The 20,924-nt window shown below is 70.8% G+C and carries 14 protein-coding genes and 1 pseudogene; 10 read left to right on the top strand and 5 right to left on the bottom strand.

Going from position 1 to position 20,924, the window contains the following annotated elements:
- Positions 1-441: 441 nt before the first annotated feature.
- From WMF20_RS43240 to WMF20_RS43230, 3 genes are all read left to right on the top strand, one after another.
- Positions 442-4,491 carry an RHS repeat-associated core domain-containing protein gene (locus tag WMF20_RS43240; protein WP_437607574.1) on the top strand — a complete coding sequence of 1,350 codons (4,050 nt, stop codon included), beginning with the start codon at positions 442-444 and terminating at the stop codon, positions 4,489-4,491.
- 10 nt (positions 4,492-4,501) lie between these two features.
- Positions 4,502-5,413 (top strand): hypothetical protein, encoded by a 912-nt coding sequence (locus tag WMF20_RS43235; RefSeq protein ID WP_437607573.1) that lies wholly within the window; start codon positions 4,502-4,504, stop codon positions 5,411-5,413.
- A gap of 299 nt (positions 5,414-5,712) precedes the next feature.
- Positions 5,713-8,025 (top strand): helicase-related protein, encoded by a 2,313-nt coding sequence (locus tag WMF20_RS43230; RefSeq protein WP_437607571.1) that lies wholly within the window; start codon positions 5,713-5,715, stop codon positions 8,023-8,025.
- Between the two features lie 86 nt (positions 8,026-8,111).
- Here the strand turns inward: WMF20_RS43230 and WMF20_RS43225 are convergent, their stop codons facing one another.
- Positions 8,112-9,764: a glycoside hydrolase family 43 protein gene (locus tag WMF20_RS43225; RefSeq protein WP_437607570.1), complete on the bottom strand. Its 1,653-nt coding sequence runs from the start codon at positions 9,762-9,764 to the stop codon at positions 8,112-8,114.
- Between the two features lie 813 nt (positions 9,765-10,577).
- Between WMF20_RS43225 and WMF20_RS43220 the strand changes: the two genes are divergently transcribed.
- The 5 genes from WMF20_RS43220 (at position 10,578) to WMF20_RS43200 (ending at position 15,007) form a co-directional block, all read left to right on the top strand.
- On the top strand, positions 10,578-10,874 hold the full coding sequence (locus WMF20_RS43220) for a transposase (RefSeq protein WP_437607569.1): 297 nt from the start codon (positions 10,578-10,580) through the stop codon (positions 10,872-10,874).
- Between the two features lie 120 nt (positions 10,875-10,994).
- The gene (locus WMF20_RS43215; protein WP_437607568.1) at positions 10,995-12,080 is read left to right on the top strand and encodes an alpha/beta hydrolase family esterase; all 1,086 of its coding nucleotides are present in this window, start codon (positions 10,995-10,997) and stop codon (positions 12,078-12,080) included.
- Positions 12,081-12,366: 286 nt separating this feature from the next.
- Positions 12,367-13,383 carry an SGNH/GDSL hydrolase family protein gene (locus WMF20_RS43210; protein ID WP_437607567.1) on the top strand — a complete coding sequence of 339 codons (1,017 nt, stop codon included), beginning with the start codon at positions 12,367-12,369 and terminating at the stop codon, positions 13,381-13,383.
- 94 nt (positions 13,384-13,477) lie between these two features.
- Positions 13,478-13,636 (top strand): hypothetical protein, encoded by a 159-nt coding sequence (locus WMF20_RS43205; RefSeq protein WP_437561478.1) that lies wholly within the window; start codon positions 13,478-13,480, stop codon positions 13,634-13,636.
- A 282-nt stretch (positions 13,637-13,918) separates the two neighbouring features.
- Positions 13,919-15,007: a BPSS1187 family protein gene (locus WMF20_RS43200; protein ID WP_437607566.1), complete on the top strand. Its 1,089-nt coding sequence runs from the start codon at positions 13,919-13,921 to the stop codon at positions 15,005-15,007.
- A 107-nt stretch (positions 15,008-15,114) separates the two neighbouring features.
- Here WMF20_RS43200 and WMF20_RS43195 read toward each other — a convergent pair.
- The 4 genes and pseudogenes from WMF20_RS43195 to WMF20_RS43180 all read right to left on the bottom strand — a co-directional run.
- Positions 15,115-15,237, bottom strand: a pseudogene (locus WMF20_RS43195) (LysR family transcriptional regulator); the annotation flags it as partial.
- 130 nt (positions 15,238-15,367) lie between these two features.
- Entirely contained in the window at positions 15,368-16,354 is a 987-nt protein-coding gene (locus WMF20_RS43190; RefSeq protein WP_437607565.1) for an HvfC/BufC N-terminal domain-containing protein, read from the bottom strand.
- On the bottom strand, positions 16,351-17,211 hold the full coding sequence (locus WMF20_RS43185) for a DUF692 domain-containing protein (protein WP_437607564.1): 861 nt from the start codon (positions 17,209-17,211) through the stop codon (positions 16,351-16,353). The genes WMF20_RS43190 and WMF20_RS43185 overlap by 4 nt, the downstream gene beginning before the upstream one ends.
- 7 nt (positions 17,212-17,218) lie before the next feature.
- Positions 17,219-18,211: a c-type cytochrome gene (locus tag WMF20_RS43180; protein ID WP_437607563.1), complete on the bottom strand. Its 993-nt coding sequence runs from the start codon at positions 18,209-18,211 to the stop codon at positions 17,219-17,221.
- Between the two features lie 351 nt (positions 18,212-18,562).
- On the opposite strand from WMF20_RS43180, the gene WMF20_RS43175 reads away from it, so the two are divergent.
- Together WMF20_RS43175 and WMF20_RS43170 are read left to right on the top strand one after the other, a co-directional pair.
- Positions 18,563-19,432: a hypothetical protein gene (locus WMF20_RS43175; protein ID WP_437607562.1), complete on the top strand. Its 870-nt coding sequence runs from the start codon at positions 18,563-18,565 to the stop codon at positions 19,430-19,432.
- Positions 19,433-19,719: 287 nt separating this feature from the next.
- A complete protein-coding gene (locus WMF20_RS43170; RefSeq protein WP_437607561.1) occupies positions 19,720-20,700 on the top strand; it encodes a DsbA family protein in 981 nt (326 codons plus the stop codon).
- The last annotated feature ends 224 nt before the right edge of the window (positions 20,701-20,924 follow it).

Below are 20,924 nucleotides of genomic sequence, written 5' to 3'. Positions count from 1 at the left end.
CGTGTCCTTGCGCTCGGGCCTTCGGGCTCTAGCAGAGGCGGGGCCCACTGTCGCGGTTCTTACAGCTGCCGGCATCTCGAGCCATCATGCCACGGGCGCGGCGACGGGACGAAGACCGAGCGCGAGCGGTCCGCTGTCGCATCTTCTCCTCCCCGGATTCGCGGCTCCCCGGACCCGCGGGCGCTCCGCGGCGTCGATGCGAGGAGGCTCGATGGCGAACGGTCCTCACGCTGCTCGCGCCAGGTGCCGATGTGCATGCCCCCGAAAATCTAGTGTCGGTGTAGAATTTTCTTGTGTTCGAGCGAGCAGCTCGATGGCCGCCCAGGTGGACGCCGCCCGAGGTCGGATCGTCCCGCTGGGGTGGCGTCGCCTGCCGCGTCTGGATAGCCTTCTCAGGTGGCCCGAACTGCACCCTTCCCGAATATGCCAGCGATTCCTGGCATGAACCCCGGCGTGTTCGTCATGGGTGGAGGGGCCGGCGGCGGCGGCCCCGGCGGGCCGAACGGAGGAGCGGCGAAGAACGGACACGGCGCCAACGGGCAGCGTGGTGGCAACGACGGTCAAGGCGGCGGTCGCGGCGCGAACGGCTGCGGCCAAGGCAGCGGCGCGGGCTGCCCGAACCCGGCCCACGGGGGCGGCGGAGGCACTGCCGCGGGCGACCCGGTCGATGTCGCTGACGGGCGAGTCTTCACAGTCCCGCAGCTCGATCTGGTCCTGCCAGGCCCACTGCTCTTGCTGATGCATCGGTCGTACTCGACATCGGCCCGCGAACGCGACGTTGGCCTCGGCCCCGGATGGTCCCACTCCCTCTCCCATGAGATCGAGGTGCGCCGGAGGACAATCGCTGTCTTTCGACCGAACGGGACCGTCGCCGTTCGGCCCCGCCCGGATGTCGGCACCGAGGTGGATCTCGGCGGCGGTGTTCGCCTCAGGCGCGATCCGGAAGCGTATGTGCTGGTGGACCCGGACGGGCTCGTCCACCTGTTCGAACGGGTTCCAGGCGGCGAAGAGCGATGGATCGTCGGCGCCATCGCCGACCTCAGCGGAAACCGGATCGTGCTCGCATACCGCGGGCGCGACCTCGTCTCGATCACCGACAGCGTCGGCAGGATCGTGCACGTACGGCGCGATGCGCGCGGGCATATCATCGCCTTCGATATCGATGCCGGCGGCAGGAGAACTGTCCGGCATCGGACATATCAGTACGACTCCGCCGGCGACCTCGCGGTCGTGTACGATGGCGATGGTCATGCAGTCCGCTTCACCTATGACGAGCACCGGCTCACGCGCGCCGCATACCCGGGCGGGATGCAGGTCCACTATCGGTATGATGAGCGAGGGCGATGCGTCGAAACATGGTGCGATTACCCGGACGGGGCCGACCCAGCGCTGGCCGATGATGTGCCAGAGTACCTCGCCGATGGCAGGACCCGGGCGAAGGGAGTCCTGCACTGCCGGTTCGACTATGCGGACGGCTATACCGAGGTCATCAATTCGCTGCAGGTGCGCCGATACGAGATCAACCCTCTCGGCAAGGTCGACAAGGCGACGAACGGGCGCGGCGTGGCCACGGTCGCGTACGACGAGCATGGGCACCTGAAACAGTACGCGGACGAGAACGCTGCATCGACGACATATCATCGGGACGCCGAGGGGCGCCTCATCGGCACCACCGATCCCATGGGAGCGATGACCCGCTTCTCCTACAATCAGCGTGGTAACCTCGATGAGATCGTCGACGCGCTCGGCCAGTTCTCGCGTTACCGTTACGATGCTTACTCGCGTCTCATCGAAACGGCCGACGAGCTCGGTAGCGTTATTCGCTTCGACTACGACAATCGAGGCCAGCGCGTTCGCGCCACGATGCCAGATGGCGCCGAGACGGTATTCCGGTACGACGCCCATGGCAACCTTGTCGAGCTCATCGAGCCGCACGGAAAACCGCGAAGGCTGTTTTATGACGAGGTGGGTCGAGTCGTGTCGTTCGTGAACGAGGAGGGACACGCCACCGAGTTCTTCTACGACGGCCGCGGTCTGCTCACCACCGTCCGGATGCCCAACGGCGGCATCCAGCGCGTCGATCATGACGCGGACGGCCGTCCTGTCCGGATTTGCGGCGCCGACGGCGGGGTCTATCAGCTCTCGTGGGGCGGCTACGGCCTCGTGCACGAGGTCCGCAAACCTACAGGTGAGTCCGTCCGTTTTCGCTATGACCGCGAGTGCAACCTCGTGCAGGTAATCAACGAGCGCGGTGAGGTACATCGGATCGTACGCGACGTGGCCGGGAGGGTGGTCGCGGAGCGCACGTTCGACGGTAGGCACTACGAGTATCGTCTCGACCATGCGGGGAACCTCGTCGGCACCCGGAGCGACGGCGGGATGACGGTCGAGATAACGCGTGATGCGTGCGGGCGCGTCGCGGAGCGCCGGTATGCGGATGAGACCGCCGACAGGTTCGAGTACGATCCGCTGGGTCGTTTGATTGCCGCCGAGACGGAGCACGTCCGGTGCGAGTTCACGTACGATGCGCGCGGCCGTCTAGTCCGGGAGAAGCAAACGTACGATGGGCAGACGCATGCGGTCGAGAGCGAGTATTCGCCTGCTGGGCACCGCCGGGCGCTGCGCACTTCCCTCTGCCTCGCAGCGAGATTCGAGCCGAACGGTATGGGGCTTCCTGCACGGGCGCTCCTTGGCGGGGACGCCGCGGTCGCGTTCGAATGGGACGCGCTCGACTCCGAAACGGCGCGCATCCTTCCCGCGGGAGGGACTGTGCGGAGCCGCTTCGACGCCATGGGCTACTTGACCGAGCGTCAGGTGGTCGCTCCCGGCGCGCGTGCGGTCGCTCCTCAGGAGCCGCGGTGGGTCGGCCGTATGCCGCCCGGCACGACGTTCGCGGCTGCCTACGCCTATTCTCCTGGCGGTGACGTGATCGCGGAGCACCGGGCGGATATAGGCCGACGCGATTTCTCATACGATCCGATGGGGCGCATCCTGGCGAGCGTCACCGCGCATGCGAGCGCGGATACTTATGTTTATGATGAGGCCGGCGCAGTGTACGAGACGTCGCCCGGCGCACCAGGTCGCTCGTATGGACCGGGCGGTGCGCTCGCGCGGCAGGGCACGGCGGAGTACCTGTACGATAGGGAGTTGCGCTGCATAGAGAAGCGGGAGCCTTCGCGGGCAGCCACGCGATACGAGTGGAACGCTCGCGGCATGCTCGCCGCGGTCGTCCGATCGGACGGGACGCGGGTGGAGAACGTCTACGATCCCTTCGCCCGGCGGATCGCCAAGCGGGTCCTGATGCCCGACGGAAAGGTCATGTCGACGCGATTCGTGTGGGACCGAGATGTCCTTGTCCATGAGATAAAGGAGTCGGACGCAGCCGATGGAAAGCTATCCTATCGCACCTACGTTCATCGGGCGGAGGGGCCCTATCCGCTCGCTCACCGGGACACCGAGGTGATCGGCGGCGAGCGGCGGGATTCGGAGTGGGTCCATTACATCCAAGGGCACGGCGAGCATCCAGCGGTGCTCGTCTCGGGCAGGGGAGAGGTCCTGGCAGACCTCCGCCCAACGATCTGGGGCCACCTCGACCCAACCGCGAGCGCGCGTGCGGATACACCCTTCCGTTATCCCGGGCAGTACTTCGACCAGGAGACCGGGCTCTGCTACAATCGCTATCGCTTCTACGACCCGCGGGTCGGCCGGTACGTGAGCCCTGATCCGATCGGCCTGCTCGGTGGCCTGGACCCGTTCGCCTATTGCTACCAGCAACCTTTCCGGTTTCACGATCCCCTCGGGCTCGCCCCGCCCGTCACCACTGAGGTCACGGGCAGCGCCGGGAGCTTCCGCCAGGATAGCGGCGGTCAGCCGGGCAGGGTACATCCGGTGGTGGAGTCGGCGTTCCCTCCACGCGCGCCGGACAACAATGGCATCTACCCGGGCCACCGCAGTGGTGGCATTCCACCGGGTCAGTCGCCCACCGCGTGCGGTGAACCGCGTGCGCTGAGCAGGTACATCGAGGCGTGGGAAGGGCAGCACCGCAGGGATCCTACGACCGGGCAGGTACGACCGCTGGATCCGTCGAACCCGAGCGACCACGCGGACATCCAACGCTGCTTGCAATCCATCGATGGCATCAGCTCGACCCAGCCTCGGAGCGACCGCACGGTCGGCAGCCGGGCGCCGTGCCCTAACTGCAGCCAGCTCCTCGCGAACCTGCACCAGCAATACGGCCAACCCAACCCCTCGGTCATCCGGCCCGGCGCGACGTCGAGGGATGGAACGGACAGCACGAACTTCTCGACACCCAGCATGGACTGGGTTGCCGCCCAGCAAGCGGCCATCGCGGCTGGACGCGGACGGAGCGGACCCCAGCCATCTGTCACGCACGCGCGCGCCCCAGACGGAAGCCTCGTGCCGAGCGCGGTGCCGGCACCCACCGGGCCCGCGTACCCTCCGCACTCTGGTTACGGTACGGTCTACCGGTGAGGCAGCGGAGATGTCTGAACGCAGCGTAGATCCGTCCGAGCGACCGAGGGCGAGCCTGTCGTTGCTCGATGTGCTGAGCGAGCACGCCGTGGCTGTGCTCGATCGTCTGGACATCCGGCGCGATCTGTCCGAGACCTGCCCTCCGCACGAGCTCGCCAGCATGCTCGTCGAGCGCCGATTGCCCATTTACGGGCCCGTGCTGGAGCTGGAGGCGCGCGCGGGTGGCGTCGTCATCGGCGACAAGACACAGCTTGCCACGTTTCGTGCACTGAAGAGCCGCCCCGATTTTGGACGTTCGGAAGCGCTCGTGTGCAGAGGGGAGGTGCTCGTGCCCATCCACGGCTCCGAGCTGATGGAGTTCTGGATGGACGGCGAGGGCACGATCTATCGAGGCTGGCCAGCGAGCCCTCCGTGGGATCCGGAGGATTCCGGATTCTGCGCGCCTGTCTATGCATCCTATGTCACCATGTTCGAGCGTTACGCTTTCCAGCGTGAGCCGTGGTGGAGCGCGACGGGGGCAGCCGACGACGGATACCGTTGCTCGTTGACGATCCACGGGCACCTGATGGGCGACGCGATGGCGCAGGCGCTTTCCGTGCAGGCCTTCAATCCGGCGTGGGATCGGTACGCGCGGATCTGGCATGGCAATGCAGCGCACATCGAGGAGGCGAACATACCCGGATACCATGTGCACACCCGGGCTGAGCTCCGGTCCGTCGACCAGCTGGTGCGGGCTCTCGAGACGAGCTCCCCCATCATGGATCGGGCGCCGCTCGAGATTGGCCTCTCCGAGCGCTCCGTCGTGCAACCCGGCGAGCGTGCTACCCGACATTTCCGCGGTCTGCAGCCGGGCGACCGCCCCATGGACATCCTGGTCTACGGCGGACCGGGCAGCTACCGCATCCAGGTCCGCCGGAGCTGAGAGCTGGCGGGCGTGTCCCGCGGCACCTCGGGCTCGCCGCCTGGCCGTCGCGGATCCCTCGCAGCTGCTGACTTCCCGTCCCTCGGCGCCCTGGTGAGCCGCGAACCTGCACGGCCTCTGCTGGGGCGCGCGCTCCGCGCGCACCCCGCCGCACGCGCACCCCGCCGCACGCGCTCCGCCGCCGCGTGCGCTCCGCGCCGCACCCCGCGGACGAGCCCGTCCAGTCGAGACCACCGGCGCGCCCCCTCGCTCCCCCGCGGGGGCGTCTTTCCGGCATCCGGTACTAAGCTGCGCGCGGCATGGTCGACGCTTCCCCGATCACCGCCGTGCTGGGCCCGACCAACACCGGCAAGACCCACCGCGCCATCGAGCGCATGCTCGCGCACGACTCGGGCATGATCGGCCTGCCGCTGCGGCTGCTCGCGCGCGAGGTCTACGACCGGGTGACCACCCGGGTCGGCGAGGCCCGCGTCGCGCTCGTCACCGGCGAGGAGAAGCGCGTCCCGAGGCGCCCGGACTACTGGGTGTGCACCGTCGAGGCGATGCCGATCGACCTCGAGGTCGACTTCCTCGCCATCGACGAGATCCAGCTCGCCGCGCACGACCAGCGCGGCCACGTGTTCACCGAGCGGCTGCTCCTCTCGCGCGGCCGGCGCGAGACCTGGTTCCTCGGCGCCGACACGATGCGGCCCCTCATGGCCGAGCTCGTGCCCACCGCCAAGCTCGTCCAGCACCCGCGGCTCTCGCGGCTCGCCAGCGCCGGCGCCGGCAAGCTCTCGCGGCTGCCCCCGCGCAGCGCCGTGGTCGCGTTCTCGACCCCCCAGGTCTACGAGATCGCCGAGCGGCTGCGCGCGCAGCGCGGCGGCGCCGCGGTCGTGCTCGGCGCGCTCTCGCCCCGCACCCGCAACGCGCAGGTCGCCCTCTTCCAGTCCGGCGAGGTCGACTACCTCGTCGCCACCGACGCGATCGGCATGGGCCTCAACCTCGACGTGCGCCACGTGGCGTTCGCGGCGCTGCGCAAGTTCGACGGCCGCGCCGTGCGCGACCTCGACCCCGCCGAGCTCGCGCAGATCGCCGGCCGCGCGGGCAGGCACCTCGCCGACGGCACCTTCGGCACGGTCGCGCCGCTGTCGCTCCCCGACGGCGTCGCGGCCGCCATCGAGGCGCACCGCTTCCCCCCGGTGCGGCGGCTGCTCTGGCGCAACAGCGAGCTCGACTGGAGCTCGATCGACGCGCTCCTCGCGTCGCTGCGGGAGCGCCCGCGCTCCCGCAGCCTGAAGCTCGTCGACGACGCCGAGGACACCGCCGCCCTGGTGCGGCTCGCCGAGGACCCGGAGGTGCGAGCGCGCGCGCGGGGTCGCGAGGCGGTGGCGCTGCTCTGGGAGGTCTGCCGCATCCCGGACTTCCGCAAGCTCCTGTTCGAGTCGCACGTCGCGCTCCTCGCCGAGATCTACGGCCAGCTCTCGGGCCCGAGCGCGGCGCTCGACACCGACTGGATGGCCGCCCGGGTGGCCGAGATCGACGACGTGGGCGGCGACATCGACACGCTGATCACGCGGATCGCGTCGATCAGGACGTGGACCTACATCTCGAACCACGGCCGCTGGGTCCGCGACGCGGCGGCGTGGCAGGACCGGACGCGGGCGATCGAGGACCGGCTCAGCGACGCGCTCCACGAGCGGCTCGTGCAGCGCTTCGTCGAGCGGGGCGGCGGCGCGGGGCGCGGCGCGCGGGCGTCGCCGGGCGCGCGCGCGGTCGCCCGTGGGGGCCCGCGCCGGGCCGAGGCCGAGCCGGAGGCGGTGGCCGCGGGGCACCCGTTCGCGCGGATCGCGGCGCTCCGGGCCCTGCTCGCGCCCGGGCCCGCGGCGCCGGCGCCCGAGGACGACCGGGCGCGCTGGGTCGAGGCGATCGTGGGGGCGCCGCACGAGCGCTTCTCCGTGGACGCGGCCGGGCGGATCGCCCACGGCGAGCGGCCGCTCGGGCAGCTCGCGCGCGGCCCGACGCTGCTCCTGCCCGACGTGCGGCTCGCGGAGCTCGAGGACCTCGGCGCCGGCGCGCGGTCGCGCGTCCTCCGGCGGCTCGTGGCGTTCGCGCGCGATCTCGTCGAGGAGCTCCTCGCGCCGCTGCGCTCGCCCGAGGTGCGCGCGCTGCAGGGCGCGGCGCGCGGGATCGTCTACCAGCTGGAGCAGGGGCTCGGGACCGCGGCGGCGCGCGACGCGGAGGAGCAGATCGCGGAGCTCGCGCCGGACGACCGCGCGCTGCTGACGGCGCACGGCATCGAGGTGGGCGAGCGCGTGATCTACGTGCAGCAGCTGCTCCGGCGCGGCGCGCTGGAGCGCCGCCTTTCGCTGTGCGCGGCCTGGTTCGGCCGGGCCCGCGTGCCCGCGTGCCCGGCGCCCGGCGCCGTGTCGGTGCCGGTCGCCCGGGGCGTGGATCCCAGGGCCTACGCGGCGATCGGCTACCCGGTGTTCGGGACACGGGCGCTCCGCGCGGACGTGGCGGAGCGGGTGCACCGCGCCCTCGCGAGCGGCGAGCCGGCGGCGCGGCTCTCGAGCTGGATGGGGTGCCCGGCGCGGGAGGCGCCGCAGGTCGCGGCGTCGCTGCTCGGGTAGCCGTCGCGTCGTCGCTGCTCCGGTCTTTCACCCACCAGGAGTCCGGCCAGGGATCCGGAGAGAGAGCTCAACGCAAAGGCGAGCGCCTACCGGCGCCGACGCCGAAGGACGAGCGCAGAAGCGACCAGCGAGAGAGCGGCGGCGAGTCCGCCGTCCCGGGTGCTCGCGCCCGTCCGGCAGGAGCACGAGCCGCCTGAATCGGCCTCGTCCGCGCCGTTCCCACCCGAGCCACTGGCAGCTTGCGCGCTGTCCGCGCCGCCACCAGTGCCGGCGTTGCCACCGCTGCCTGTCCCACCGGAGGGGTCGGCGTTGCCGCCGCTGCCCGAGCCAGCGGTGCCGGTCGTTCCTCCGGTGGCCGAGCCGCCGCTGCCCGAGGCCGAGCCCCCGGCGCCGCCGCCGCCGCCGGCACCGCCTCCGCCGTCCCCGCCATCCGGCATGGTGGGTCCGGTAAACCGCCACCAGTTGAACTTGAAGAGATCGCCGTTGCCACCGACGAACTTCAGGAACAAGTCGTGTTTCCCGCTGCCCCCGCTGACCGCACAGGTCTTGGTGGTCCAGGACGACGCGCCCGAGACGTCACACGTCCCGAGCAGCGTGCCGGTCTGACTGTCGAGGCGGAGCTCGATCTTCGCGTCGCCGGCTGCGGACGATACCCGAGCCTCGAAGGAGGTCACGCCGTCCAGGAAATCGACGTTCTTTACCTTGATATAGTCGCCGTTGCTGATGGACGTGACGTTCATGCCGCCGCCGGTGTCGGTGCACACCTCGGTCTTGAGCCCGGACGAGAAGGCGATGGTCTCGGCCTCGACTTGACTGAACGGATTCAGCGTGTCGACGGCGGACGGCCCGCTCGTGGACATCGTGATCTTCGGAATGCTGCCGTCGGCCCCGTACGTGAACTCCTCCACGCAGACCGAGCGCTTGTAGTTATTGCCGCCCGGCAATGCGCTGTTGTGATAGAAAAAGTACGAGTGCCCCTTGTAGTCGACGATGCCGGCGTGATTGGTGAAGGTGCGCCCGGCGTCCATGATGTCGCCGCGGATGTTCCAGGGCCCGGTCGGACTGTTGCTGGTCGCGTAGCTGATCTTCTCGCTCCCGGCGATGGCGGCGTAGACGAGGTAGTACAGCGACCCTCGCTTGTAGAACCACGGACCCTCGGTGAAGCCGTTCAACGGCACCTCGGTGATGCTTCCCGAGGTGCTGATCATGTCCGAGTTCAGCTTCACGTGCCGGAGCTTGGCATTCCCCCAGTACATGTGGGCCTGTCCATCGTCGTCGACGAACACCGTCGGGTCGATGTTGCCGCCTCCGGGCGCCACGGCCAGCTCCCTTCCCAGCGGGTCCATGAACGGGCCTGCCACATCGTCCGATACGCCAACGCCGATCTTCGCGCCGGTGTTGTTGTTCAGCGGTACGTACAGATAGTACTTGCCGTTCCTGGCGATACCCTGCGGCGCCCACGCATTGTCGGTCCCCCAGCGGAAGCTCTTGTAGCCCGCGGGCGAGCCGTGGTCCGTCCAGTTGACCATGTCGACGGTGGAGTACAACCTCCAGTCGTTCATGGTGTAGAAGTCCTTCACCGTCACGTCCTCGTCGTGGGACGTGTAGAGGTACAACCTGCCTTCGTGCACCATGGGAGCGGGGTCGGCCGTGTAGAAGGTCTGCACGATCGGGTTGTCCGCCCGAGCGAGGGACGGAATCGCGGCGACGATGGCCAGCGCCATCCCCGACAGGGTCATTCTTCTTGCTCGGTACCACGTTGTGTTCAGGCGCACGTTCAAACCTCTCGCGAGCGGAATTGCTGGCGCCCCGCACCCCTGGTGCTGACTCGACGGAGGCGCCATAAGATGAGAGGACAGCCCGCGCAAAGGCACGCAGGACGGCCCACTCAGGGCAAAGCACAAGTATACCCCTTTCGAAATGTGAACGATCACATTCCTGGTGTCAAACCCAATCGACCGGCCCGGGCGGGATCCTCGATCCCGAAGGGAGGACGACGCTGGCGGGCTCGTCCGGAGCGCCGCGTCACCCGGGGGGGCGGGCGTCGGACCGCGGTGATCGCCGGCCCGATGCGCTCGATGTCGGCCTGCGCACGGACGGCTGGCGCTCGATGCCGCAGGCGGCCGGCGCTCTGGGGATCGCCTCTCGTGCGCGGCGACTCGAGCGCGCGCTCCGGCCAAGAGCGCGCCCCATCATCGGCCGATTTGGGCTGGCGTCGACGATGTTAACGGTCACATTTCCGAGCTGCGATGGGGGTTGAGCTCGCCCTTCACCGAGGCGATCGGTCAGCTGCTCGGGCTGCCGGTGGCACCGGAGGGGTGAGCGAGCTTGGGCCGAACGTCGAGCCCGGCGCTCGCGTCGACTCGCTGCCGGAGCCTTGCCGCTCGCCAGTGCCCGCAGGCTCTACTGGGATCGCCCGCGCGCGGCGGTTGCGTGCCGAAGCGCCCCGGAGGCATCCGGAAAGTGATGCCAGCAAGCGTGAGGCCTGTGCCGGGAGGCAAGCGCGGCGGCGTGCGCAGGCGACGACCCTCTCGCCGCGATGCTGCATCGGGGTGCTGACCCGCCTCTTCGTCGAGAGCGTGGAGCGGGTCTACGAAGAGCGCGCCGCGCGCCGACGCGCGTGCGGCGCGGTCAAGAGCGGCGCGGTGACCGTCGTGCAACGCACGTCCGGCGACATGCGGCTCAATCCGCATCTGCACGTGGTCTTCCTCGACGGGGCTTATCACGAAGACGGCGCCGAGCTCGTGTGGAACGAACTCGGTCACCTGCGAACGCGCGAGGTCGGTCAGGTCATAGAGCACGCCGTCGGGCGGATGCTCCGAACGATACGGTCGCGGCCGGTATGGTGACGCGTCAATTTTGAGCTGTTGCTTCACAATTGAACCGGCGCGCCCCAATCCATTGCTGGTCGGGAGGCCATGAGCTAGGGTCGAGTCCCAGTCGCGCCCTTCGCGCGCACGGAGTTGCCGATGACAAGCGCCCGTTGCTCCTCCCTGGTCCTCGCCCTGTTCTCACTCTCGGGTGTTGCTTGTTCGTCGAGCAGCACCCCTCCGTCGGAAGAACCGGGGGTCGCAGGCGCGGGCGGCCAAGCGCAGGCGGGCGCCGGTGGTAACGCCGCGAGCGCGGGCAGCACCCCGGGCGGTGGCCAGCCCGGCTCCGCGGGCGCGGGCGGAGCGGGCGCGGGCGGCGCCGGCGCTGCGTCGGGTGGCTCCGATTCCGGCGGCGCGGGCGGCAGCGGCGGCAGCGGCGGCGCAGGTGGCGCGACCGGGACGGACGCGGTCAAGAGCGCTGGCTGCGGCAAAGCGAAGACTCTGCAAAACGGCACGATCGATATCTCGTTCGGCGGCGCCTCTCGCAAGTACATCCTTCGCGTGCCGAGCGATTACGACAAGGACAAGCCGTATCGGCTCGTGTTCGCCTTCGCGGAGTCCGGCTCCTCCGCCATGTCGGTGGCGAACCGGAACTACTTCACGATGGCGACGCTCGACACTGGAGCTACCACCATCTTCGTCGCGCCGGACGCCGCGAACGGCGCCGGTTCCTGGAGCAAGTCGGACGTGGAGCTGACGGACGCGATCCTGGAGGAGCTCGAGGGAGATCTCTGCATCGACAAAACTCGGATCTTCGCCACCGGCTTCAGCTTCGGGGGAGCGATGTCGTTGGCTCTCGCCTGCACCCGCGCGGACGTGTTCCGAGGCGTCGCCTTCTTTTCGGGGGCAGATCTCACGGGCTCCTGCACGGCGACGTTGACCAAGCCGATCGCCTACTACGCGTCGCAAGCCAGCGGTGACAGCAGCGGCCCCCCCATGCCGACCAGCGGTCGCGTCAAACAAGCCGAATTCGCGAAGGTCAACGGCTGCATGGAGGAGCCGTCGGCGACCACCTTCCCGGCAGCTGGCCAGCCCCACACGTGTACCGAGTACAAGGGCTGCTCCGCAGGTCACCCCACCAAGTACTGCGTGTTCGACGGCCCGCACGGCTGGGAGCCGAAGGACCCCGGGCAATCGACGAGCTGGAACGCCCCCGAGGCGTGGAAATTCATCACGCAATTCTGATTTCGAGTCGAGGACTGCGTCGGGCGCAACGACGATGGGGAGGCGGTCGCCGGGCGACGCCGTAAAAGCTCGCAGTTGGCGGCGGAGTCGGCGGCCTCTACGAGGCACACGTCGCCGGCGCCCCAATGCGTCCGTTGGGAGAGCGAAGCTGCAGTTCTCGATGCCGGGCACCGGATGGGCGACCGTCGTCGCGCCGTGAAATTGCCATAGGCTGCCCGATCGTCGATTCCGACTGCCGTCGTTTCAGTTGACAACGCCGTAGTTTTCGGCGGTACCATCCTCCGGCATGAAGCCGATCACATCTTGGCCGGTCGTGGCCGGGCTCGTCGTCATCGCCCTCGGCTGCAGCGGCGGCAGCGCGGGCGCCGGCGGAGCGGGCGCAGCGGGCGCCGACGGAGCGGGCGCAGCGGGCGCCGGCGGCGGCGCAGGCGGAACGAGCGACGGCGGCGGCACGGACGGCGCTGTCGCGGGCACCGGCGGAACGACCTCTGCGGCCGGCACCGGTGGATCGCTCGCGGGAACGGGCGGTGGCGGGGATGGCGGCGGCGCGGCGGCCGGCGGTAGCGGCGGCGACTCGGGCGCGCAGGGTGGCGCCGGCGGCAGCGCGGGCTCGACCTATCGGCCCTGCCCGACCGACGGTACGGCATGCAAGATCATGCCGTTCGGCGACTCTATCACCGACGGATACAACGGGGACACGCCGGGCGGCTATCGCGTCGAGCTGTTCCGGCTCGCGCACGCGGCGGGCAAGAACATCACGTTCGTCGGTTCGGGATCGAACGGACCGAACACCGTTGGCGGCGTGGCGTTCCCGCGCAACCACGAGGGCCACAGCGGCTGGACGATCGCCCCCGCCGGCGGAAGGAGCGGCATCTCGACGCTGGTGTCGACCGTCATGCCGCAATACAAGCCCGACATCGTGCTCTTGATGATTGGAACCAACGACGCAATCGACAATTACGACATGCCCAACGCCCCCAAACGTCTGGGCGCGTTGATTGACAGCATCTACGCGCAGCTCCCCGATGTTCTCATCGTGGTGGCCGCGCCCGTCCCGTCGCGCGGCGACGCGAGCAAGGGCGACGACACCGCGCTCAGCGCGCGCATCAAGACCTACGACGACGCCATTCCGGCGGTGGTGAAGGCCCGCGCGGACGCAGGCCGACACATCATCTCCGTCGACATGTACACGCCCTTCAATCCGAACAAGACCACGTTGCTCGAAGATCAGTGGCACCCCAACCTCCAGGGCTACGTGCTGCTGGGCGAGCAGTGGTACGCGGCGTTGCAGCCTCTGCTCTGACGGCGCGGTCGCTCGAGGGAGGCGCGCGGAGCCTGACGCCCGGCGCGGGATGTGCAGGCTCGATGTCCTCGAGTGCCCAACTCGCAAGGGGCGGATGAAGCTCGTCGCCCTGGTGACCGAGCCAAGGAACATCGCCCGCTTTCTCTCCGCGCTCGGCGAGCCGACCGATGTTCCTGCACGCTCTCCCAACCGAGGGCGGCCGTACTGGAAGAGCACCGTTCTGCGCCGCAAGGCGCCCGGTGACGCCGCATAGCGTCTCGCGACGCGCCTCCCGGGCCAGACCAACGCCCGGACGGACACGTGTGCCCACGGCACGCCGATGCGCCCGTAGCGCGCTCGGCGCCGCCCGGACCACGCTCTTTCGACCCACTGGCTCGCAATTTCGAGCGTGCCCGCGCCGCCGGACCGGCAGCCTTCTACCCGTGCGGGAAAATGACGGCCACACGCGCCCGCACCGCGCTGCGCGACCGAGAGAATCGGGAGATCCGGCTCGTCCACCGCGTGGCGGCGGCGGTGATCTGGTAACGTTTCGAGCATGCGGCTCACGGCGTGGATCGGTTGCGCCTGGTGGGCGCTCGGGTGCGTGGCGTGCGGCGGCTCGTCGAGCGACGGCGGCCCCCCGGGCGCTGGCGGCGGAGCAGCCACGGGCACTGCGACTACCGGGACCGGCGGCGCCGCCGCGACCTCCGGAGTCGGTGACTCTGCGGGCGGCGCGAACGGCGCGGGCGGCGCGGGCGGCGCGGGCGGCGCGGGCGGCGCGGGCGGCGCGGGCGGCGCGCCGCGCGAGTTGCACGTGGACACGAGCTCGCCCGAGCTCAGCGAGATCCGGTTCAAGCCCAGCGAGCTCGATCCAGAGGTCTCCGACCGCGACCTGGAGCAGGTGGCCCTCCTCGACACTCGGGTCGCGCGGTTCGCGGGCAAGCTCGTCGTCACGCTGTCGGGGAGCAGCCAGCCTCCCGGCCCGCTCGACCTCACCCGCTTCGTCGCCGCGCGCGGCTTTCACGCGTTCGCGGTCGCCTACAAGAACGACTACAACATCGTTCAAAATGATCCGGATACGTTCGGCGACGCGCGGCTTGAGGCGTTCGACGGTCAGGACCACACCGCGCTCATCGAGGTGGCAAGGGCCGACAGCATCGAAGCGCGGCTGGCGAGGGCGCTCGCGCACCTGAAAGAGGTCCACCCGCGAGGCGACTGGGGCTACTTCCTCGAAGACGACGGGAGCCCGCGCTGGTCGGTCATCATCTTCAGCGGCCACTCGCACGGCGCGAGCTCGGCCGCCCGCATCGGCAAGGTCGTCCGGCTCGACCGGGTGGTGTCGCTGGCCGGGCCGCGCGACACGAACCCGGTGAGCGCCACCTGGCTCTCGGAGCCGTCGGCGACGCCCGTGGATCGCATGTTCGGATTGACCGGCGAGCGCGATGAGCAGCACCCGGATCACCTCAAGGCGTTCGACCTCATCGGCCTGCCCGGCGAGCTCGTCGAGGTGGACGTCCCGGGCGCGGCGCCGCCGTACGGCGGGTCGCACCGGCTCGCGCTCAAGGACGGCGACCACGGAGCCGCCGGCAATTGCGGCGCGCACGTCGCCGTCTGCGAGGCGATGTTCGGCTTGCCGCTGCCGTGATGTCGCGCTCCCCGTCGAGTGATGCTGCCGCGAGGACCCGTTAGCGCTCGCCGGCCCATGCACTCCGCTGCTCAGTCAAGAGCCGCGCGGCGCCGACGATCCCGACGCTACGCGCGCGTCAGCGCGACGACGAACTCCAAGAAGGCGCGGACCTTGGCCGACATGAGCTGTGCGGCATGATGGTACGCGTAGAGGGGATACGTCTCCTCGGCCCACTCCGGCAGCGCTTCGCCTGGCTCGCGCGCTTCTTTGCGCTCGACAACCTGGCCTCGACTACGTGACGGACGCGTGTGAAGCCGTGCCGCGTCGTCTCAGGAGTCCTCATGGGATTTCTGACCCGCGGTACCAGCCGGGGAAGGCTCACGCCCGGCCCGGAGCGTCGCTCGAGCCCTCCGCCTGCGCGCCGGGCTCGGCGCCGGCGAGGCCGGTCCACCAGCCGCTTGCGAGGGCGAGCGCGATCCAGCCCTGCAGGTTGGCGCGCAGCTGCGCTGCCTCCGCGGCCGTGCAGCCCTGCTCGACGGCGGCGAGGGCCTGCCCGAACGGCAGCTCCCGGCAGCGCTCGAGCAGCCGGGCGAACAGCGGATCCACGGAGGTCGTGGTCGTGCCGGCGGCGCTCCGGGCGAAGACCCAGGTCCGGGTCGACGGGTGGCGACGGATCGGCTCCGGCGCGCCCTCGTCCCGATCGGCCCCCGCGAGCCGCGAGAAGCGGGCGAGGTCCCAGTCCTCCTCGGCCAGCGAGCAGGACACCGCGAAGCGCAGCCGCGATCCGGCCAGCCGGGCGAGCTCGTCATGCGCCGGCCGCCACAGCCCCTCGAAGGGCGACTCGTAGGCGCGGCGCTCGGCCTCGTCCATGCGGAGCGCCTGGCGGACCAGGGCCAGCGGAGCCCTGGAGAGCTCGATCCGCCGGCACCACGCGTCGCCGTGCGGCGGGCGCTCCGGCGGGCGGCGGGCCGCCTCGTCGAGGCGCTGGAGGGCGCGGTGGAGCCGCTCCGCGAAGCCGCGGGCCGCCTCGTCGAGGTCGGCGTGGCGGGGCGGGCGCTCGGCGAGGTGCAGCGCGGCGAGGTGGTTGAAGTGCCAGTGGCTCACCGCCCGCGCCACGCGGGGAAAGCTCGTCTGGAGCGCGGTGAACAGCCGCATCCAGTACTGGCGATGATAGACCGCGAGCCGCTCCGCCGGCGCGGGGCCCCCCGGGCCGCCCTTCAGCTGCGCCACGAGCCGCGCGGGATACCGCTCCTGCCGCTCGCGGAAGCGCCCGGCGCCCGGGTCGAGCGGCGCGCGGAGGACCGCGGTGAAGTCGCGCTGGAGCTCTCGCAGCCAGCGCGGAGGATCTCCACCCCTCGGGCTCATGCCGATCGCACCCGCCGCGCCTTGTCGAGCTCCGAGAGCGCCACGGGCAGGGGCGGGATCTCCGCGTCCCACTCGAGGAGCGTCGGAAAAGGGCCGCCCCGGCGCCACGCCTCCTCGTAGAGCGACCAGACCTCGTCGCATACCGGACGATCGTGCGTGTCGTGCCGCAGGCCCGAGGGCAACACCTGGTGTCCGGCCAGGTGGACCTGCAAGACCCGGCTCCACGGCACGCCGTCGAGGTACTCGCGCGGATCGAATCCGTGGTTGTCGCTGGAGACGAAGATGTTGTTGAGATCCAGCATGGCCCAGCAGCCGGACTCCTCCACCACGCGGCGGTAGAACACCCACTCCGGCATCGTGTCGCGCTCCCAGGCGACGTACGACGACAGGTTCTCGATCCCGAAGGGGACGCCGAGGGCCTCCTGGACCTCGGACGCCCGAGCGGCGGCGTAGGGGATCAGCTCCGGATCGTACGGCGCCGGCAGCAGATCGTGGTGCGTCATGCCCTCGAACGCCGTCCAGCAGAGGTGATCCGTGAAATAGGGAATGCGAAACTCCTGGATCAGATCCCGGAGCCGGGACAGGTGATCCCGGTCGAGGGGGGCTTCGCCCAGCAGGTTCAGGGAGACGCCGTGGGCGACGATCGGGTAGCGCTCGGCGATGCGCCGGAGCCGCTCCCGGGGCAAGGGCGACGCGCCGAGGTAGTTCTCCGCGATGATCTCGAAGAAGCCCAGCCGCGGCCGGAGCCGCTCGATCGCCTCGTAGTGCGGCGGGCGCAGCCCGAGGCCGAGCGCGTCGCGCGGGAGAGCGCGCGCGTCGGGCGCTCGGTCGTCGTCGTCGGCTCGCGGCGCGCTCATCGGCCGGCTAGGGGCCCGGGTCGATCGGATCTGCCGCCGGCAGCTGCTCGAAGGCGTGGCCCTCCGGCGTCAGCGTGCGCAGGTAGGCGATCAGCCCGTCGATCTCGGACCGCGAGAGCAGGTGATAGGCGCCGGGCATGTTCGAGTAGGCGATGCCCCCGGCGGCGACGCCGTCGATCCCGAACGCGATGATGGATTGCAGGTACGTGTCCGAGCGGCGCTCCCAGAAGTCGGCGACGAAGGCGTCCACGTCCTCGCCGGGCGGCACCTTCACGCCGAACGTGCCCGCCGGGCCGGAGTGGCAGTGGGTACACCCCCCGGCCCCGAACGCCGCGGGGCCGTCGCGCTCCTGGTCCTCGGCGGTCTCCACGCAGCTCCAGCCCTTGCAGCTGTTCATGGCGCGGCAGGCGTGCTCGTAGAGCTCGTTCCAGGTCTGATAGACCATGCCGCGGCAGCTGTTCGTGCCGGCGCAGGACGCGTGGACCTGCACCAGGCCGGGGCGCGCGGTGCCCGACAGCATGGCGGACTCGGCGCACGCCGCGGAGAACTCCTCGAGGGAGATCTGGCCATCGCCGTCCTCGTCCATGACGTCGATCGCGTCCACCAGATCGGGCTCCGGGCCGGCGTTCCACACGAGCGTGCTGACCGGCGCGTCGGACTCGTCGCAATTCGAGTCGACGTTATCGAGATTCCGCTCCTCGGCGTCGGGGTGAACGGTGTTGTTGAAGTCGTCGCAGTCGCCCTCGCGCGGGGTGAAGCCGTCCCTGTCGTGGTCGCTGTCCTCGTCATCCACGGGCTCGCCGCCGCCGCCCGTGTCGGATCCGCCGGTCCCGGCGGGGGACTCGCCGCCGGAGCCGCCCGGCCCAGCATCGGACCCGCCGGTCCCCGCGGTGGCATCGGCGCAGGGGGTGGAGTCGTCATCGCCGCCGCAGGCCGGCGCGAATGCGGCAAAGCTGGCGAGCGCCAGCGCAAGCAAGGTGGATCCCGGTGATTGGGTCATGGTGGTCGTCCTGCCTCCGAAGGAGCGCGCTGCGCGCGCTTGCCGGCTGCCCGGCGCAGGGCATATAGGCACGGCTGGCGCGCGCGGAATATGTGGCAAGTTGTCGCAGGCCTACCGTCCCGGTCGTGGGTACATCGCGTTCGAGGAGCGGCGGCTGCGCGGCCCGGTTCGCGCCGCGTTCGAGACCTACGCTCGGTCTCGACGCGGCGCTGGTGTTGACGGCGCGCGCCGCGCGCCGCCGGAGGAGCCGTCCTCGTCGCTCGCGCGGGCGCGGGGCCGGATTTGCGTGCAGCGGCCGAGCGAAAGGAAGTACAAGGGCTGCGAGCGTCGAAGAGAGAAGAGGAACGCCGGATGACAGGCATGCTTCGCGGGGGGCTGCGGCTCGGTTGTGCAGCGGCCGTGGTGTTCGCGGCGGGACCGGCCGCCGCCATGCAGCCGGCGTCCGGTTCCGCGCCCCGGGTCTCGCCAGCGCCTGCGGCGTCGCAGCCAGCGCCTGTCGTGCCGCAAGGCGGCCCACCCGGCGCGGCGCCGGCGGGCGCGCCGCCGGCGCCGGGCGGCGCGGCGGACATGCCCCTTGCGACGACGCCGCCGTCGCCGGCGCCGGGCCTGCCTCCTCCGCAGCCTGCTCCGGGCGACGGCGGCGCGCCACCGTCGGGCGCGCCACCGACCGGGGTTGCGCCGCCGGGAGCTCCCCAGGCGCTCCCGGCGTGGGCGACGAGCCCGAGCCCCTGGCTGCCCGAGGGCGAGCAGCCCAGCCCGAAGCGCGTCTGGTACGGCTGGGAGCACCTCCTCGTGCTCGGCGGGGCTGCCATCCTCGCGCCCATCGCCGTCGGCACGGAAAACGAGGTGCTCGCCTGGTGGTCCTTCAGCACCTTCGCGCTCGGGGGTCCGGTCACCCACTGGGCCAACGGCAACCTCGGCAAGGGCTTCGCCAGCCTCGGCCTCAACGCCGGCTGCACGCTCGGTGGCGGCATGGTCGGCCTGCTCGTCGGCAGAGCTTCGGACTCCCGCCGGTGGGAGGAGCTGGCTGGCATCATGATCGGCAGCAGCGCCGGCCTGCTCACGGCCAACATCATCGACATCGCGGTCCTCGAGCGCGAGGAGCGCTCGACCGCCGACAGCTACGAGTACATCCGTCTCCGTCCGCCTCGCCTCCGGCTCGCGCCGCACGTCGCCCTGGCGCCGGACCGCGCCACGCTCGGCCTCGGCGGCGCCTTCTGAGGGGGCTGCGGGGGCCGGGGGCGCGCCGGGCCGGGGGCGCGCCGGGCCGGGGGCGCGCCGGCGAGAGGGCGCGCCGGCGGGTAGTGGTCAACTTTGCCCAGAGAGAGTCCACATGAAGGCGGGAAGGCGGGAAGATCATTAAGGTTTTCTTCCCGCCTTCCCACCTTCATGTTCAAATTTGACCACTACCCGCCGGCGAGGGGGCGCGCCGGCGAGGTGCCGCGCCGTCGCGACGGCGCGCGGCCCTTCGGCCTGGCTCGGCCGCCGCGGGGGTGTAGCATCCGCGCGTGTTCATTCCGAAATCAGGTGCACGACGGCTCGCGCTCGCCGCGCTCGCCGCGCTCGCCGCGTGCGGCGGCGCGGAGCGGCAGGATCCCCAGTTCGCAGACACGCCCGCGGTCCCGCTCCCCGGGCCGCCCGGCGCCGCGCCGCTCGACGCGCCCGGCGGCGAGCCGGAGGAGCTGCCCGGCGTCGACACGGCCGAGCTCGTCCGCCGTGAGCGCCACACGTGGTGGCAGCTCGTCTCGCAGCTCTACGCGCCGTGCGCCGATCAGGCGGTGTCGCTCGCGCAGTGCGTCCGCGAGTCGCGCCCCTGCGCGGCCTGCGTGCCCGCCGCGCAGCTCGTCGCCGACAAGATCCGCGGCGGCGCGAGCGCCGCGGAGGCGCAGGCCGCGTACGGCGTGCGGTTCGGTCCGAACGTGAAGAAGATCGACCTCGCCGACTCGCCGTCGCGCGGGCCGGAGCGCGCTCCGGTGCAGATCGTCGTGTGGTCGGACTTCGAGTGCCCCTCCTGCGGCCGCGCGGTCCCGCTCCTCGACGAGATCTTCGAGCGCCACGCGCCGAACGTGCGGCTGATCCACAAGGTATACCCGCTGCGATCGCACCCGCACGCCGAGGCCGCGGCGCGCGCCGCCGTCGCGGCGCACGCGCAGGGCCGCTACTGGCAGATGGAGCGGCTCCTGTTCGAGAACCAGCAGCGGCTCGAGGAGAAGGACCTGCTCGGCTACGCGCAGCGGGTCGGCCTCGACATGGCCCGGTTCCGCGCGGACATGGCCGGCGAGGCCGCCGCCCGGGTGATCGCGCGGGACAAGGCCGAGGCCGACCGCGCGGGGCTCTCGGGGACGCCGTTCATCGTCGTCAACGGCCGCGAGTTCGACCTGGCGCTGTTCAGCCTGCAGGGGGAGCTGGACCGGTGGATCGCGACCGAGCTCGCGATCCTCGGCGGGGGCGCGGCCGTCGGGGGCGCCGGAGCGCCGGGCGCGCGGTAACCTCCGCCATCAGCGCGGGCGTGACAATGCGATCTCCCTCGTGGACTGTTCGGTAGAGCTTTGCCCACGTGTGCCATGCACCCACGTTCGGTGATCTTGCTCGCCCTCGTGGAGTCCCGGCCCCGTGCTCTGACGTCGGAGCACACGTAAATCACACGGCGTGACGAATCCGGGGACCCACCCGGAATTTAGAGGGCAGGAGGCGGCTGCTTCGGCTGGCGCGA

It is taken from the genome of Sorangium sp. So ce834 (genome assembly GCF_051521425.1).
Lineage (GTDB): Bacteria > Myxococcota_A > Polyangia > Polyangiales > Polyangiaceae > Sorangium > Sorangium cellulosum_D.
The sequence above is the reverse complement of the archived record's forward strand: the minus strand, read 5'-3'. Positions and strand labels throughout refer to the sequence as shown.